The sequence below is a fragment of the Bacillus sp. CR71 genome (assembly GCF_003429245.1).
Classification (GTDB): domain Bacteria; phylum Bacillota; class Bacilli; order Bacillales; family Bacillaceae_G; genus Bacillus_A; species Bacillus_A thuringiensis_S.
The window spans coordinates 3,192,102-3,209,208 of record NZ_CP031748.1 but is presented as its reverse complement, the minus strand read 5'-3'; the positions used below and the strand labels follow the sequence as shown (position 1 = coordinate 3,209,208).

Below are 17,107 nucleotides of genomic sequence, written 5' to 3'. Positions count from 1 at the left end.
AGAATACAACTATGACTAACTCAGTAAAAACAAATGATTTTAACGAAATTTTAACAGGACGTCGTTCAATTCGTAAGTACGACCCTTCAGTGAAAATTAGCAAAGAAGAAATGACAGAAATTCTTACAGAAGCAACACTTGCACCATCTTCAGTAAACATGCAACCATGGAGATTCGTAGTGATTGAAAGTGACGAAGCGAAAGCAACACTTGCGCCACTTGCGAAATTCAATCAATCTCAAGTAGAAACATCTTCAGCAATGATTGCTTTATTTGGTGATTTAAACAACTTTGATAACGCAGAAGAAATTTACGGTACAGCAGTAGAGCGTGGTTTAATGCCAGCAGAAGTAAAAGAAGACCAAATGAAAAAACTTTCAGCTTACTTCTCAATGGTTACACCAGAAGTAATGAAAGACACTGTATTAATTGACGGTGGTCTTGTAGCGATGCAGTTTATGCTAGCAGCTCGTGCGCACGGTTATGATACTTGTCCAATTGGTGGATTTGAAAAAGACCAAATTGCAGAAGCATTTGGACTAGATAAAGAACGCTACGTACCAGTTATGTTAATTTCAATCGGGAAAGCTGCAGACAGTGGTTACCAATCAGTACGTCTTCCAATTGAAAAAGTTGCAGAGTGGAAATAATTTTATAAAAGAACTTCAATAAGTGAAAGATGAGAGGGGAAGCACCATGATTATTATTCACGCAATATTTCAAGTAGATCCAACGAAACAACAAGCATTTTTAGAAGAAATTCGTCCGCTTATTCATGGTTCAAGAGAAGAAAGTGGAAATGTATCTTATGACTTATATAAAGATACAGAAAAAGAAAGTGTTTATACGATGGTAGAAGTATGGAAAGATGAAGCAGCAGTTGCGAGCCATAATACGAGTGCACACTTCACATCTTTCGTTAGTAAAGCAGCACAATTTTTAACTGCTCCGCTTAATATAAAAGCTTATAATGGAGAATTAGTAAAATAATAAGGTAGAAAAAGATGACTTTAGCATATGGCTGAAGTCATCTTTTTTGTATAAGTAGAATCCATCTTGGACTCAGTTATGTTGATAGATAAGCGTTGCTCGCACCCTCAGTAACAGTGCTGAATTGTATGTTAAATTCGAACATTCGGTTTATTGGGATATTTTTCCGTGTTATAATTTTCTTGTAAATAAAAGGTAGAGGGGAGTAAGTAATGGGAGAATTTCAAAGTAATTTGCATACGGCAACGCAACTTGCAACGAAAATGAGAAATGCTTCAGATAGGATGCAAAGTGCTACTAGTCGCTCTATAAATAAGGCAACGCGTACGACACTATCTGTGAACTTCAAAGCACAAGAAGCAAATCAACAAAATTTACAAATCACGAAACAATTTTGCGCTACTTTTCAACAAACGATTGATAATATCCATTCCGTAGCAAATGAATTTGAGAAAATGGATACTGGACTTCAAAAGACTTTTCAATAATGTAACAACCTACGTAAAGGGGAAAAGGTAGGGAGAAAAGATGAGTCAAGAAATTGAAACGAGAATCAGTCAATGTAATCAAAAATTACGAATTATATTTGAAGAACAAAATGAAAACCGAATCGCGCTGCAAAATCAAGAACGAGCTGAGGCTAGTTTTCATGAATGGAAAAATAGAAGCAATCGTTTATTTAACCGAATACTAGAAACTTGGCACGACGACAAAGAAGTGTTTCACCTTTTTACGAATATGCGGCAAGAAATCGGACAGTATGAAAGAAAACTTACATTCGAATTAGAAAATGAAAAAGAGACGTTGCTTAAAGAAAAACGGCATCTCAGTGAGAAAGAAAACGACCTTTCCTATGAACAGCAGCAACTACAAAGGGAGGCCGATACATGAGTTTAAACATGTATTTGGGAGAAGTACAAAGTCAAACTCAAAGTATGAACGCTATATGTAATGCTACGATTCAAAGTATGGAACAAGCCATTCAATCTATTGATGCCTTTGCGATAGACACAGTATTACAAGGACAAACATACAGTAGTGCAAAAGCCTACCTTGTCCAAACATTTCGGCCATTAGCGCAAGGAATCATATGCTTATGTGAAGAATTAATTCGCCAAAACGAAGCATTTCCAAACGAGTTCCAAGCGAAAGTTGCTTCGACAGATGTGATCGAACAAGAAATAAGAGAACAAATACGGGGAATTAATCAATCGATTACAAGTATAGAAGCAATAGAAGTACTTACACCGATGCTCGGAGTAAGTGCAATTGTAACGGTATTAGGTACAATGAGAAAAAAACTAGAAGAAAAACTAGAGCGTCTATATGAATTCAATCATTCATCCAGCAACAACTACAGCACCGCCCTCCAATTAGCCGCTAGCATCACAGCCGGACTCGCTGAAGTGCAAAGCGGGAAAGGGTTTAGTCCTGTGAGTGGGACGTTTCATAGTGAAAAGTTAAATATGGAATGGGCAAAGCAAATTCAAATAATTATAGAAGAAAAAATACGGAAATCTGACAATGGTATTGGAAAAAGTGTAGATTTAGAGCACAATGTGTATAACGACTTTGAAGGAATAAGCAGCGAAAATCAATCTATCAATAATAGATTTACAAAAGATGAGATACAAGCGACACAAAAATACCTTGAAGGAATTAAAAATGGTACAATAAAAGGGAATATAGGTGAGGATTTCCAAGTTGAAACCGATGATTATGAAATGGAGCATAACATTTTTGGCCAGCCAGTCGGTGGTAGAAGGCCAGTACTCGATCCTTTTTTAATCGGTGTGGCGAAGTTTGGATTCGATTTTCTCTTTGGTGATCTTTTCACACTCTTTGACCCAGAAGCTACCTATGGTGAAAAACTCCTAGCAGTTGGGATGATGACTCCATATGGGAAAGGTGTAAAAATAGTTGATAAACTTCATGATTTAAAAAAGGTTGGAGATGTGAAGAAAGCAACGTCTGGGAGTGCGGGGGTTGCTAAGGGGATAGATAATCCTTTACTACCAGGTGAAGGGAAAGTTGGAACATATGAAGAATTAATTGATGCAGGAACACGTGGAGACAATATAACTCCTCACCATATGCCGTCTGCAAAATATATGAAAACAAAAGCAGAGGTACATAAAAATGATGGAGTAAGTATGAATATGGAGCACCCTCATCCAGGGAAAGGGGGCAGGCACCGTCAAACTGAAACATACGGAATGACTGGTAAGAAATTAGATGCCTATCTTAACCTTGAACCACGTGACGCTTTAGCACGTGATATAATTGATGCAAGGAATATTTATATAAAAGAAGGACTTTACACTCCTGAGATACGTTCAGGACTATTGGAAGTAATAAAATTAAATAAAACAAAGTACCCAAATATTTTTGACAGACAATAGGAGGTGGGGAAAGTTGGACATTTTAGTCGAACTTACCGAATTAAAGAATAGTCGTTTATTAAGAGATGAGAATGAAGTAGAAAAATTTGAAAAATCTATTGGGAATATTTTAGAAATGGAGGATGTTAACCATATAGAAGTATTGTGTCAAGGCTTTGATGATTTAACTGAAAATGATGAAGTAATGTTTGGTTTAATTCATGCTATAGAGTCGTATGACAAGATTGTTAGTTCTGAAGTTTCGCTGAAAGTGTTAGCTAATTCTATTCCTAAGATGATTCCTCATGCTAAGGAATGGTTAAAGATACTTCACAAAAGAATATTGAATCATGAACCATCGAGGAATATTTATAAAAAAATCATCCCTACATTAAACAATGATATTCAGAAATATGTTGTTTCTCAATTAACTAGTATTAAAGAAAGAAACCCAAGTCGTTTTGAAGAAAGTGTAAATTCAATATTAGATTTTTTAAAGTAAGTTAAAAACCTTGACTGGCTAAATGCCTTTCAAGGTTTTTTAGTAAACTAAAAGGTTTTACTTTTTGAAAATTTCACATGTAAATCAAAACTTATAATAGTAAATTGATATTCAAATATAGCGACAAAACTTACAGAATAATAGTTATCTATTAAATGAAACTACAATTCATAAGTGTTGATTTCTTTTTCTACCATTTTAAAACAAATATTATATTACTCCTAAGATTAACACAAATAGCTACCACAATATTAGGCGATAAGGCACTAAATAAAGTAGGCTATATCACAAAAGGAGCAAAAGCATCAAGTGGAGTAAGTACATTTGCTAATGCAGTAAAACTAGCAAAAGAATTGAAGCCTACGCTTGAAATGTTACAATCATTTAAGAAAGAGGCTTCCTATGCATTCTCTAATGTTGGTGGAACTATTATAACCAAAATACCACAAGGCGAATTATTAGAAGCTTTTTATAAGTTTGCGAAGTCTAAAGATGGTGGTAAGGGTAAAACTGGTGAAAAACTATCTAAAAAGAAATCAATACCGGACTTTGTGAAAAAGCAATGGGAAGCAGGGAATAGATTTAATAAGGAAAATCGTCCTCGATATCCTTATAATGAAGTAGAGTTAGAGGCAAAGGAAATCAATGGGAAGAAATATGTTGTAGATTCTTATATTCCGGGTGAAGAAATTGTCTCGAGGAAATTTACCCAATTGGCTGAAGTAAAAGAAAAGACGGCATTAAGTTATTTAAGTGAGTTTACTAAAAAGTATTCTTCCGGTTCAGAAGTTTCTTCAGGTAAATTTAATCCTAATGCTTTAAAAGGTGGTCGACTAGATGGAGAGTTAATTTTGGAAATCCCTGTACAAACAAAGCCAGTTCCACAAAAAATTATTGAAGAGGCGAATGAGAAAGGGATTATTATTCGTGATATTAATGGGAAGGTGTATAATTAATGGGAATTTATTATTGTGATAAGTGGTCTAATATAAAAAAGAAGCCTTGGAATATTATTGATGAGAATACAGCCAAGACACTTCATGAAAATCGTCATTCTTATACTGCTGTTCTTAGTGATGGAGAGCAGCCAAAGTATTTAGTAAATGTCACTGAGAAATGGGTATCGGTAAGTTTTTTGGATGATTTTCTTCGTAAATATTTACACTACGATTTTATTGTTAAAGAAGATAATAGACTATTCCTAAGGACAATAATGTATTGGGAATATGACGGGGATACACAGTTAAAAAGTATGATTTTGGGGTATCAAGAAAATGGTCATATTGCTATGGAGCAAAAAGATTCTAAAACTGGAGAAGTAGAAGAGCGAGAGATAAAAGATGATGTATCTAGAAATTGGGATGCATTCCCTAAGTTTGGCCAATACTTATATTTGTGCAAAGAAGAGAGGTAATTCTTTTGAATATAAGAACAATAACTAGGCGAGATAGCTATTAGTGGGCTAAGAATATAAATAAATGGAATAAACATGAAACTAATGAATTCGTAAGTTTTAAAGATATTGTAAAGTTAATTGGAAATTTCCCCAAATAATCCTACTTAATAAACAGATGAACTTAAAGCACTTGATTGCCGAATAAAAGCAACAAGTGCTTTTTATTTCGGAATTACAATATTTGGTACGGTGAATTATATATTCAAAAATACCAAAACAAAAGCTTCAAATAATGAAGTGCTTCACAATTCTCTTTCATGATATGAAGAAGTTTTCAACGACTGGATTATCGTAGCAGTTTACTCTACGAGACATGCCAATCAATCGATTACAAGTATAGAAGCAATAGAAGTACTTACACCAATGCCCGGAGTAGGTGCAATTGTAACGGTATTAGGTACAATGAGAAAAAAACTAGAAGAAAAACTAGAGCGTCTATATGAATTCAATCATTCATCCAGCAACAACTACAGCACCGCCCTCCAATTAGCCGCTAGCATCACAGCCGGATTCGCTGAAGTGCAAAGCGGGAAAGGATTTAGTCCTGTGAGTGGGACGTTCCATAGTGAAAAGTTAAATATGGAATGGGCAAAGCAAATTCAAATAATTATAGAAGAGAAAATACGGAAATCTGATAATGGTATTGGAAAAAGTGTAGACTTAGAGCACAATGTGTATAACGACATTGAAGGAATAAGCAGCGAAAATCAATCTATCAATAATAGATTTACAAAAGAAGAGATACAAGCGACACAAAAATACCTTGAAGGAATTAAAAATGGTACAATAAAAGGGGATATAGGTAAGTATTTCCAAATTGAAACCGATGATTATGAAATGGAGCATAACATTTTTGGCCAGCCAGTCGGTGGTAGAAGGCCAGTACTCGATCCTTTTTTAATCGGTGTGGCGAAGTTTGGATTTGATTTTCTCTTTGGTGATCTTTTCACACTCTTTGACCCAGAAGCTACCTATGGTGAAAAACTCCTAGCAGTTGGGATGATGACTCCATATGGGAAAGGTGTAAAAATAGTTGATAAACTTCATGATTTAAAAAAGGTTGGAGATGTGAAGAAAGCAACGTCTGGGAGTGCGGGTGTTGCTAAGGGTACGGGTAAAACTGTAAGCAATTATCTTGATGATATAGTCGAGGCTGGTGGTACCAGAGGAGAAATAGATTCTAAACTTCGAAATCCATTAGATAATCCTAAGATAGCAAAGGAGATTGAGGGAAATACTGAAGCTATATATGGATATTCACCTAAGAAGGAATCTGCCTTAAATAAGTTTGGGGTAGACTGGACAAATGGTGATGAAGTAGCTTATGCAAGAAGTGAAAGAATAAAGTATCATGAAAAAATACAACAAAAAAGAATACAACTAGAACAAGATATTAAAAATCTTCAAAATGATGGACTATCTATGGAGGAAATTGCTAGATTGAAAGTTGAAGAGCGAAATCAAGGAAGAATGGAAACGTATATAAAATCTAATAATTTAGATGGATTGAATGCAATGAAAGAAAGAAATATTCTTGAATATGGCAGGGCAGAAGGACCTACACCTGAACAACTTTATAAAAAGTATGGTTCATGGGAAGATGTGATATATGGCAGTTTAAAAACAAATCCAGCAATGGATGTCTTGACAGGATTATTTCATAGTATGGGAGGAAAATAATTATGAAAGAAGAAAAAATACAAGGTAATATAAAGTGGATTGCATACAATAATTTAAGATTTAGAATAGAGAAGGTTAATGATGATTCATCCGTAATTTGGGTTTCTGATAATTTTGTGAATTTATGTTTTACCTTAGTAATGAATGACTTTTTAAGTAGATGTGAGGATGAGTTGAATATAAATATTGAAATTGATTTTACTTGGAATAATCATAGAGGTTTGATTATAAAAAATCATGATATAAATCTAATTTTAGGAGAAATAATTAATTTTATTAGTGAATGGGAGTTAGAAGGAAATTCAAATGCTGATAATTTTTCTACGGAAGAGTGGTATTCAGCATAAGCTTACAAGGTATGCTAGCTTTCCATCATTCTTAGGAATTTAAAAATATGGAGGGAAATTTAAATTTAATGTATGTTTAGGGGATATTGAATGTGAATTGAACCTAAAGAGTTAGATAAATATTTTAAGCAACTAGTGAGGAATGAATTCTGTATAGTAAAGAATTCATTCCTTTTAAGTTTGTTTTAATTTACTTGTAATTATAGTAGTTAATATTTGAAGAGGCAATCACCCTAAGTCATAAAGAGACGAAAGCCTATACTCAAAGTAAGATTTCAAAGCTTTAGGAAGAAATTGGTTGAGTTAAAGGGGCTAAGGATGATACTTAGGCTGCGGCTAACGGTAAACCTAGCAGTAACAAAAATACAAATGTAGACAATTTTGACGCAAAAACAGCTACAAATAAGCAAAAAGGTAATTATGGTGAAATAAAATCTAGTGACAATTTATTGAATAATCAAAGTTTAAAAGAAGCTGGATTTGATTTAAAGCCAGTCGGAAAAAGTGCACCATCAGGCATAAATGATAAAATAGTAAAAGGGATTGATGGATTATACGAAAATGCAAATCTAAATTCAAATATTAAATATGTTATTGATGAAGCAAAGTTTGGTAGTTCACAATTAGGAAAAACTAAAGATGGACGACAAATGTCAGATGGTTGGTTGACAGGTGTGAATACTGAAAAAAGTAGAATATTGAAAGCTGTTGATGGAGATAACAAATTAGCAGATAAGATTACAAAAGCGTTGGAGAGAGATAAGGTAGAAAGAGTATTATCAAAAGTCGATAGTAGCGGAAAGGTTAAAACATTTAAGATAGATGCAAAGGGTAACATCGTTGGAGAATGGCCATAATTTAGAAGCTAGGAGGAATTGAATGGTATGAGAGATTATTTATGTATAGAAGAAAAGTGTAGAGAAGGAATTGAATATCATAAAGAGTTTATAGAGGAAAATAGAGAAGATATTAAAAGTTTAGAAGAAGATACTAAAAATGGAATTCAAAGATATTCTAAAGATAATAAGAGTATTATAGAAGGGACATATCTAGCCAATTTTAGATATGAGATGGAGGATATTAGGGCAAAGTATTCTTTAGGGGAAGATGTTAGTGTAATAGAAGAAGATTTTCATAATGCAATTTATGATTTAGAGAATACAGGAAGTAGGGAAATTGGATATTTAAGTCTGATTTGGATGATTTCCTTAGGGATTTTGTTAGAAACGGATAAAAAGAATATAGAAAGATTAAAAAAGATAGTTGATAAAAAAAATGTGAATGACGCAGTAATTGATTTCCTCTTATGCGCTAGTGATATCGGATACACAAAAATGATGAATAGATATTATAAAGAAAATCCATATGCAAAAACGAGAGAAATTATAGAACTTGCACAAACAGATAAAAAAGAAGCGTCTAAAAGATTACAAACGTACATGGAGAAAGAATGGTTTAGAGGCCATTATGATTATGAATGGAAAAATGCGCATAAAGAACCTGGATATGTAGGATATTGGAGTTTTGAAACGGCAGCGCTTGCAAAAATTTTGGAACTGGATGATACAAGTTTAAAAGATAATAACCATTATCCATATGATTTGGCACATTATAAAAATGAAATGAAATTCAAGCATATAGACCTAAGTGAATATCACTATGAAGATGAGACAGAAGAAATTGAGGAAATAGTAGAAGGAATTGAACATAATCCTGCATTGGAAAATATTATTCCGCCAAAATGGCATTCATTGGTCAATGAATTAATACATGATTATAAGAATATGGATGATAGTAGTTTTTATGAAAAATACAAAAAAACGATAGGAATAGGTCAAGTGTGGTTCTTACCACAAGAGTATGAAGAAGAAAATGAGCAAAAAAATCTATTAGGAAGTTTAATTGTGTTTGCCCTGACGGTAAGAGATTATATATTACAATTGGACTATAAAGAAGATTTAGAGGACTACATCGATAATCTTAAAAATTTCTGGAATGTTTCAGAAACAAAGTTAGTTCAATTTATGTTAGAGAATGATCAAAATTATTATGCATGGGTACCAAAAGAAGTAAATATCCCAAATATGTATGAAGTGAAGATAGAGAGTGTCGATGTAGAGGAAGTTCTATAATAAGCAAATTAAAACATTGTGTATCATGAGTAACGTTGAAAAACTAATTTATACGGAATTTAATGAATTAAGAGGTTAAAAATAGTGGTAGTTTGGAGAATCCAACTGCCACTATTTTTGTGTTTACGAATGGTTCTGTAAATTAAGTAGAGTATTTCAGAGTATATATATTATGTAGGAGAAGTAAATAAGTTAAAGGCGCTAAATAAAATCGGTCATATCGCAAAGACATCAAGTGGAATAAGTACAATTGCTAATGCAGAAAAACTAGCAAAAGAATTGCAGCCTACGCTTGAAATGTTACAATCATTTAAGAAAGAGGCTTCCTATGCATTCTCTAGTGTTGGTGGAACTGTTGTAACCAAAATACCTCAAGGTGAATTAATAGAAGCTTATTATAAGTTTGCGAAATCTAAAGATGGTAGTAAGGGTAAAACTGGTGAAATAGCTAAGGAATCTAGAAAAGTAGCCCAAACATTAGAAGCAGCTAGAGCACAACAACGTACGGTAATAGAATCAGTAGAAAGTGGCGAAGTAGCTTTAAAAACAACGAAGCGTAAAGGAAATTATGGTGAAATGAAGATGGATGACTTTTTTGAAAGTCAAACATATACTAGAATTAGTGATGATCGTGTATTAACATTAGATCAAAAAATTGTTAAGGGAATAGATGGTATATATGAAAATTCATCTCCGCCGCCTAAGTATGTAATAGCGGAGGCTAAGTATAATACTGCGCAACTTTCAAATACAAAAGATGGAAAGCAAATGAGCGAAACATGGATAGATGGTTCTAGACGTTTGGAATCAACTGTTGGAGAAGAAATGGCAGATAAAATTCGAGAAGAAATGCTTTTGAATCCTGAAAATGTACAAAATATACTAATTAATGTTGATAAGGATGGTAATGTGGTTAAAAGCATTTTGGATTCTTCTGGGAAGAAAATAATTGAGTAAGGAGAATGAAATGAGAGATATTTTAAAAAATGAAGATTATTTCGAGGATTATTTAAATAGACAGAATAATAGAATAGAAAAGTATAAAGAATTAGCAATGAAAGTAAAAAATGAAAGACCAAATGATTTAGGTAGTATTAAAAGAGCTTATGGATATATTGAATCAATTTGTATTGATAAATTTAATTGTTTATATTCAATGGGAAGACCTATGGAAGTACTAAGAGATTTTTACCCCGAAATAATTGAGGCGATGAAAAAGGGGTGGAGTGGCAAATATAGATATATAGATTTATTGTGGGTTCTTTCTATTGGGATAATGCTAGATGTTTCAAAAGATTATATAATTGAATTAGAAAAGTTGGTAGAAAAAGAGAAATTGAATGATTATTTGATTGATTTTTTATTTAGTTATAAAGATGAAAATTGGGAAGGGAATACCACAGAATTTATCTTTGCAGACCCATATAAATCAATTTATCGTGTGGTCAATGCAAAGAATAAAGAAGAATCAGTAAAGGAATTGAAAGAATATTTAGAGGGAAAATGGTATAAGGGGCATAGTGATACAGGCTGGTATGATTCACATGAAAATAAAAATGATATCTACAATGGTTATTGGAGTTACGAAAGCGGAGCAATCGTAAATATTTTAAAATTAGATGATTCAAGTTTAAAAAATACTTTATACTACCCTTATGATATGGTGCATTATCAAGGAAAATAAATGTAATAATCCACAGTGTTCAACTTTTTACACTGTGGATTTTTTAGTTTGTGTTAAAGTAGCTATAAGGGTAATGTTGGTAAGGGATCTAGTGAGCTAGAAGTAAGGTTGATGCAGAACTAATTAGGAATTATCACTGTTTTTTTATCTAAATATCCATAATATCTAATTGACTGTTAGTAAATTCATCAACATATTGTTATCAGAATATATTTTTATATATATAAATTGATTTAAGAGTTTAGCTAAATCTTCAATAGGCCATATCACAAAAGGAGCAAAAGCATCAAGTGGAGTAAGTACATTTGCTAATGCAGTAACACTAGCAAAAGAATTGAAGCCTACGCTTGAAATGTTACAATCATTTAAGAGAGATGCTTCTTATGCATTCTCTAGTGTTGGTGGAACTATTGTAACCAAAATATACCTCAAGGCGAATTAATAGAAGCTTATTATAAGTTTGCGAAGTCTAAAGATGGCGGTAAGGGTAAGACTACAGAACCATACGATGTAGTACCGTATAGACCAAGCAATTCACCATTAGAAAATCATCATGGCGTTATGGATGTATGGGCTGAACATAATGTCCCTGATTATGTTAGTAGAGGGGCGAATACTCCAAATATAGCTTTAACTAAAGAGCAACACAATGATACTAAAGCTGTTTATAGACAATGGCTCTTTGATAAAACAGGGAAAAAGGTTGGAGGTAAAGTAGAGTGGAAATCTGTTTCAACAAAGGAAATACAAGAATTGACGGAAAAAATGTTTGATGCTGCGAATGTACCACGTTTAGCTAAGCAAGAGTATTATAGGGCTTTTAATCAATATAATTTTAGGGAGTAATTCAGATGGAAAATATTAATCAGTTGATTAAAAAAGTAAAATCATTACCTAATTGTCGAGTTCAGGAGCCTACAGAATTACCGTTAATTGATAAGAATAAGCATATGCTACCAGGTGATTTAAAAGAATTTTATAGTCTTTGTGGTGGTCTAACTTTATTTGAAAATGAGGAATATCCTATTCATATTGTTACCCCAAAGGGGTTTATTTTGGCTAATCCCGTAATTGTAGGAGAGTTATGTGAAGAAGATATTTCATCAACTTGGTATATTATATGCAATGATGGCAAGGATGAATATTTAACAATAGATCTTAGTGAAGAAAGACTAGGTAGATGTTATGATAGTTTCTTTGATCGGCATGGAATAGTTGGGGAGTCGCAAATTATTGCCACTTCATTCACTGACTTACTTGAAAAACTTATTAAGAATAATGGACAATATTGTTATTGGCTAAAGAGTGAATTTGAATCACTGGGTGATGCTTATGATGATCAAGAGTGAAAAGAGAATCTTTAAGTGAGATAGGAAAGTGACAGGGTGTTTGAAAATACGTATTCTATGATGGTTGAACCATTATGGAGTACTATGTGCAATTATAGAATAGAAAAAGAAGTACGAGTTTAGGTGAGATGAGACCATGAACAGAGAAGATTCTCTGAAACGATGTAACAATGGCAAAAGAGAATTTGTAGAACGAGAGATATTATTCCGTTATATGAGTCTGTTCGTTATGGTGAAAAGACGTATACGGATTTAGATGTGGAAGAAATAATGAAGTGGGTAGAGGAAGATGGGAAGGTGGATACATAAATATCCACCTTTTCTTTTTTTATACGGAAATTTGATTAACATGAATTCTTTTTTTATATGAAACCGTCTTCAAATAGGTAAACAAAATTAACTTTATTTACTTATACTTTATTACATGTTAACCTATACTTAATTTTTATAAAATATAATTAATTTTTGATTTTTTAAGGGTGTGAAAATGTAATGAAATCGGTATTAAAAAGCATACTTATTTCCTTTGTTTTTTCTGCAGTAGGTATGTGTTGGTTACTGTACGTATTATTCAAAGGGGACGGAGACTGGTTATTGTCTTGGATAGGTGTATTAATGGCATATTTATCTTTATATACTTTAATAGATTTATATTGTAAAAATACATACGATAAAAAAATAAATAAATGGCTTATAAAAACATCGGTGACTAGTTTTAGTTTTGCTGTATTAGGAATCTCATTTTGTATCATACATGAGCTATTAACACCATGGAGTCTTAGTTTAATGGTGTGGTATTGGTTGCTAATGTTAGTATTATTTTTAACGACTATAATATCATTAATCAGTTTAGTATTTGTTAATCGTAAAAATCACAATTTCACCGTTGGATATAAAATGCTCATACTTCTAAATGTATTTCTTACATTGGGACCAGTATTATGGCCGCTATTACTTTCTATTATTGGAAATGGTATGAATGCTAGTGCGGGCTGGTAAAAAGGAATTTAGATTAGTTGTGCAAAGAATAGGATGACAAGTTGATATAGAATTTTAAATGTTTATGAGAACATGTTTACATAAAAAATGAAAACATGTTCTCTTTTTATTTGCATGCATAACTCTTCCTCAGTTTACCGTATTTAAATTTAAACGTAAGTATTTCGTAAGGAATGGATAAGAAAAAAGAGAGATTTATCATATAGGATGAAAGTATAGCTTGAATCAATCCGATATTAATGGAGGAGAGAAAGCCTTATGAAAAAATGTAATTCAATTAAGTTAGCAAGTTTTGCAGTTTTATTAGCGGGTACTGCTCTATTCACACCTGGTTTTACTGTGACTGCAGAGTCAACTCAAAATATTTCTAGTTCGTCACAAGTACATGATCAAAAGAATCGTAATGGCTGGAAACAAGTAATGCAGGAAACAGTACAGCTTGGTGCTGTAGGAATATTAGCTAAGGCGTCTAATAACGGAAAAACTAGTAGTTTTACTGCTGGCTTGGCGGACTTAAGTACAAAGAAACCGGTGAATTCGGATTATCGCTTTCGGATTGGTAGTGTGACGAAGTCGTTTACTGCCACGACTATTCTTCAATTAGTAGAAGAAAAGCGCTTACAACTTGACGATCCAATTGAAAAGTGGCTACCGGGTCTCGTGCAAGGAAATGGGTATAATGGTAATCAAATTACGATACGACAACTTTTGAATCATACGAGTGGTATCGCTGAATACTTAAAGTCAAAAGACGCGGACATAATGAATTCGAAAAAAACGTATACAGCAGAAGAAATAGTGAAAATAGGCCTTTCGCTGCCTCCAGATTTCTCGCCGGGTAAAGACTGGTTGTATTCAAACACAGGATACGTAATACTAGGAATGCTTATTGAAAAAATAACTGGAAATAGTTATGCGGAAGAAATCGAAAAGCGAATTATTGAACCTTTGGACCTATCAAATACGTTTTTACCAGGAAATTCACCCGTCATCCCAGGAAAGAATCATGCTCGTGGATATGTAAAAATGGAAGGAACAGGCGAGTTGAAAGATATTACTTATTATAATCCGAGTTTAGCTAATGCAGCTGGAGATATGATTTCTAATGCGGATGATTTAAATAAGTTCTTTTCATCTTTACTCGGTGGTAAGTTACTGAAGGAACGCGAGCTAAAAGAAATGCTTACTACAGTTCCTATAGAAGGAAAAGGGGTTGGTGACGCATACGGTCTTGGAATCTATGAGACTAAACTTCCAAACGGTGTTTCAGTTTGGGGGCATGGAGGAGGAATTCCTGGATTTACAACTTTTGCTGGGGGAGTAATTGGAGGCAAACATACATTGGCTATCAGTCTCAACTCTATAGGTGGGGTCGATATTGTTCCACAGTTTAATAAAATGATGCAAATTGAATTTAATAAATAGATGAAAAGAAAGTGAATGGAATTTTTTTATAGTTATATTTAAAAGAGGTGCTTTTTTAAGTTCGCAACTATGGACAGTAGTTGCATTTATGATATGGCATCAAGTGTATTTCAAAGTGAAAATCAATCTTAATGCTTACGATAAAAATAAAAAGGATGTCAGTTGCATGGCATTCTTTTTATTTTGAAGAAAAGAAATGTGTTTATTTCTGAAAATTGTTATTTTTATAATCTTTTCATATAATGAAAGTAATAGGGGGTATAAAGGGGAGTTATGAATAGATGATACTTTAGTTTGTTAATTATTTCTAATATTAACTAATATAACAGTGGAGTTGAATACAATGGGACAAAATCATTTTAAATGGAGTAATAAGCAATTACGAGAACATGTTGAAGTACTAGACGGCACAAGAAGTCCACACATATTATTAAAGAATGTAACATATTTAAATTCCTATATACGCGAGTGGATGACAGCGCACATTTGGATATATAATGATCGAATTGTATATGTAGGGGAGCAGCTGCCAAAGCAATTAACGGAGTGTGAAGTTGTTGATTGTGAAGGAAAGTATGTCGTACCCGGTTACATAGAACCCCATGCACATCCATATCAGTTGTATAACCCAGAGACGCTAGCGAATCATGCGATGCAGTTTGGGACAACAACTTTTATTAATGATAATTTAACTTTATTTTTCACATTAAAGCGTGAAGAAGCATTTCGTTTATTAGATGAATTCAATAAGATTCCAGCAAGTATGTATTGGTGGTGCCGTTTTGATGGACAGACTGAATTACAAAACGGGGAATCTTTGTTTAATAGTGAAGAAATAGTAGAGTGGCTACAGCATGAAGCGGTGATTCAAGGCGGCGAGCTAACAGCATGGCCCAAATTATTACATGGTGATGATGAAATGTTACATTGGGTGCAGGAAACGAAACGATTACATAAAAAAGTAGAAGGACATTTTCCAGGTGCATCTGAAACGACTTTAGCGAAGTTAAAACTGTTAGGTACAGATTGTGATCATGAGGCGATGACAGGGCAGGAAGCTTTCGCTCGTCTTATGCAAGGTTACACTGTTTCCCTAAGAAATTCTTCAATCCGTCCAGATTTAGAAGTTTTACTGAAAGAATTGTTGGAACTAGGCGTAAAGCAGTTTGATAGATTTATTCTTACTACAGACGGCTCACATCCTTCGTTTTATGCAAATGGAATGACAAACGTTATGATTTCTACCGCGATAAAACAAGGAGTGCCAGTAATAGATGCATACCATATGGCAAGTTATAATATTGCTCGCTATTATAATATGGAGCATGTGCATGGTTCAATTGCGACAGGTAGAATCGCCAATGTCAATATTTTAGAAAGTAAAGAAAATCCGGTGCCAACGAGTGTAATCGCAAAAGGACAATGGGTAAAGCGTGATAGAGTAAACAAAAATGAATCGTTACTTATAGAATGGAGTAACTTCAAAGTAACTCCACTACTGTTAGACTGGACCATAGAAAAAGAGGATATGGTTTTTTCTAATAAAGCAGGTATACACTTATTGAATAACGTTATAACAAAACCATACGTTAGCGAAATCGACTTAGGCCTTAATGAACTGTCTATTGTTCATGATGAATGTTTCCTCATGATGATTGCCCGTGATGGCAGTTGGCGAGTGAATACAGTTGTGAAAGGTTTTGCGAATGAATTAGGTGGCCTTGCTAGTTCTTATTCAGGTACAGGCGATATCATTCTTATTGGAAAGAGTAAAGAAGATATGCTTACAGCTTTTCATAGAGTAAAAGAGCTTGGCGGAGGGATTGTAATTGCTGAAAAGAATGAAGTATTGCACGAAATTGCATTACCATTGCTCGGGATTATGTCGGATGTAAAGATGAGTGAATTAATACAAGAAGAGAAAAAGATGGTGAACTTACTGCAAGCGCGAGGATATGCTTATAACGATCCAGCATTTACGATTTTATTCTTTTCTGCGACGCACTTGCCTTTTATACGAGTAACACCTATAGGATTATATGATGTGAAAAGTAGTAAGGTAGTTGCCCCGCCCGTGAATTTGATAAAGCAATATTAAAAGGAAAGGTCCTATAAAAAATTTATTTTATAGGACCTTTCTCATTTCTAGCATAAGAATATTG

At 33.5% G+C, this 17,107-nt stretch carries 15 protein-coding genes and 5 pseudogenes; all 20 read left to right on the top strand.

What is annotated here, in order from left to right:
• The first annotated feature begins 11 nt into the window (after window positions 1–11).
• The 20 genes and pseudogenes from DOS87_RS16105 (at window position 12) to DOS87_RS16000 (ending at window position 17,043) form a co-directional block, all read left to right on the top strand.
• The gene (locus tag DOS87_RS16105) at window positions 12–650 is read left to right on the top strand and encodes a nitroreductase family protein (RefSeq protein ID WP_000185391.1); all 639 of its coding nucleotides are present in this window, start codon (window positions 12–14) and stop codon (window positions 648–650) included.
• Between the two features lie 46 nt (window positions 651–696).
• Window positions 697–990, top strand: coding sequence for a putative quinol monooxygenase (locus DOS87_RS16100; protein ID WP_000583832.1), 294 nt, complete (start codon window positions 697–699; stop codon window positions 988–990).
• Between the two features lie 212 nt (window positions 991–1,202).
• Window positions 1,203–1,478 carry a TIGR04197 family type VII secretion effector gene (locus DOS87_RS16095; RefSeq protein WP_000503638.1) on the top strand — a complete coding sequence of 92 codons (276 nt, stop codon included), beginning with the start codon at window positions 1,203–1,205 and terminating at the stop codon, window positions 1,476–1,478.
• Window positions 1,479–1,518: 40 nt separating this feature from the next.
• Window positions 1,519–1,881, top strand: a complete 363-nt coding sequence (locus DOS87_RS16090; RefSeq protein WP_000076591.1) for a DUF3958 family protein — start codon at window positions 1,519–1,521, stop codon at window positions 1,879–1,881.
• Window positions 1,878–3,392 carry a T7SS effector LXG polymorphic toxin gene (locus tag DOS87_RS30520; RefSeq protein ID WP_315968952.1) on the top strand — a complete coding sequence of 505 codons (1,515 nt, stop codon included), beginning with the start codon at window positions 1,878–1,880 and terminating at the stop codon, window positions 3,390–3,392. The genes DOS87_RS16090 and DOS87_RS30520 overlap by 4 nt, the downstream gene beginning before the upstream one ends.
• A 13-nt stretch (window positions 3,393–3,405) precedes the next feature.
• Complete coding sequence (locus DOS87_RS16080) at window positions 3,406–3,873, top strand: Imm30 family immunity protein (RefSeq protein ID WP_000353837.1); 468 nt, start codon at window positions 3,406–3,408, stop codon at window positions 3,871–3,873.
• Between the two features lie 227 nt (window positions 3,874–4,100).
• Window positions 4,101–4,829, top strand: a pseudogene (locus tag DOS87_RS30235) (cytoplasmic protein); the annotation flags it as partial.
• Window positions 4,829–5,287 (top strand): hypothetical protein, encoded by a 459-nt coding sequence (locus DOS87_RS16065; RefSeq protein WP_086413316.1) that lies wholly within the window; start codon window positions 4,829–4,831, stop codon window positions 5,285–5,287. The pseudogene DOS87_RS30235 and the gene DOS87_RS16065, both read left to right, overlap by 1 nt.
• 351 nt (window positions 5,288–5,638) lie before the next feature.
• A pseudogene (locus tag DOS87_RS30230) lies at window positions 5,639–7,009 on the top strand (hypothetical protein); the annotation flags it as partial.
• A 2-nt stretch (window positions 7,010–7,011) separates the two neighbouring features.
• The gene (locus tag DOS87_RS16050) at window positions 7,012–7,356 is read left to right on the top strand and encodes a hypothetical protein (RefSeq protein WP_000656837.1); all 345 of its coding nucleotides are present in this window, start codon (window positions 7,012–7,014) and stop codon (window positions 7,354–7,356) included.
• Window positions 7,357–7,694: 338 nt separating this feature from the next.
• Window positions 7,695–8,213: pseudogene (locus DOS87_RS16045) on the top strand (cytoplasmic protein); the annotation flags it as partial.
• Window positions 8,214–8,240: 27 nt separating this feature from the next.
• On the top strand, window positions 8,241–9,488 hold the full coding sequence (locus DOS87_RS16040) for a PoNi-like cognate immunity protein (RefSeq protein ID WP_098578357.1): 1,248 nt from the start codon (window positions 8,241–8,243) through the stop codon (window positions 9,486–9,488).
• A gap of 297 nt (window positions 9,489–9,785) precedes the next feature.
• On the top strand, window positions 9,786–10,445 hold the full coding sequence (locus DOS87_RS16035; RefSeq protein ID WP_000941894.1) for a hypothetical protein: 660 nt from the start codon (window positions 9,786–9,788) through the stop codon (window positions 10,443–10,445).
• Window positions 10,446–10,455: 10 nt separating this feature from the next.
• Entirely contained in the window at window positions 10,456–11,172 is a 717-nt protein-coding gene (locus DOS87_RS16030) for a PoNe immunity protein domain-containing protein (protein WP_044782834.1), read from the top strand.
• A gap of 256 nt (window positions 11,173–11,428) precedes the next feature.
• Window positions 11,429–12,018: pseudogene (locus tag DOS87_RS30640) on the top strand (sugar-binding protein).
• 5 nt (window positions 12,019–12,023) lie between these two features.
• Window positions 12,024–12,521 carry an SMI1/KNR4 family protein gene (locus DOS87_RS16020; RefSeq protein WP_000427920.1) on the top strand — a complete coding sequence of 166 codons (498 nt, stop codon included), beginning with the start codon at window positions 12,024–12,026 and terminating at the stop codon, window positions 12,519–12,521.
• Between the two features lie 135 nt (window positions 12,522–12,656).
• A pseudogene (locus DOS87_RS16015) lies at window positions 12,657–12,830 on the top strand (signal peptidase II); the annotation flags it as partial.
• 183 nt (window positions 12,831–13,013) lie between these two features.
• Window positions 13,014–13,520 (top strand): DUF3902 family protein, encoded by a 507-nt coding sequence (locus DOS87_RS16010; RefSeq protein WP_000843837.1) that lies wholly within the window; start codon window positions 13,014–13,016, stop codon window positions 13,518–13,520.
• Between the two features lie 258 nt (window positions 13,521–13,778).
• The gene (locus tag DOS87_RS16005) at window positions 13,779–14,945 is read left to right on the top strand and encodes a serine hydrolase domain-containing protein (protein WP_098578332.1); all 1,167 of its coding nucleotides are present in this window, start codon (window positions 13,779–13,781) and stop codon (window positions 14,943–14,945) included.
• A 343-nt stretch (window positions 14,946–15,288) separates the two neighbouring features.
• Complete coding sequence (locus DOS87_RS16000) at window positions 15,289–17,043, top strand: adenine deaminase C-terminal domain-containing protein (RefSeq protein WP_000531325.1); 1,755 nt, start codon at window positions 15,289–15,291, stop codon at window positions 17,041–17,043.
• The last annotated feature ends 64 nt before the right edge of the window (window positions 17,044–17,107 follow it).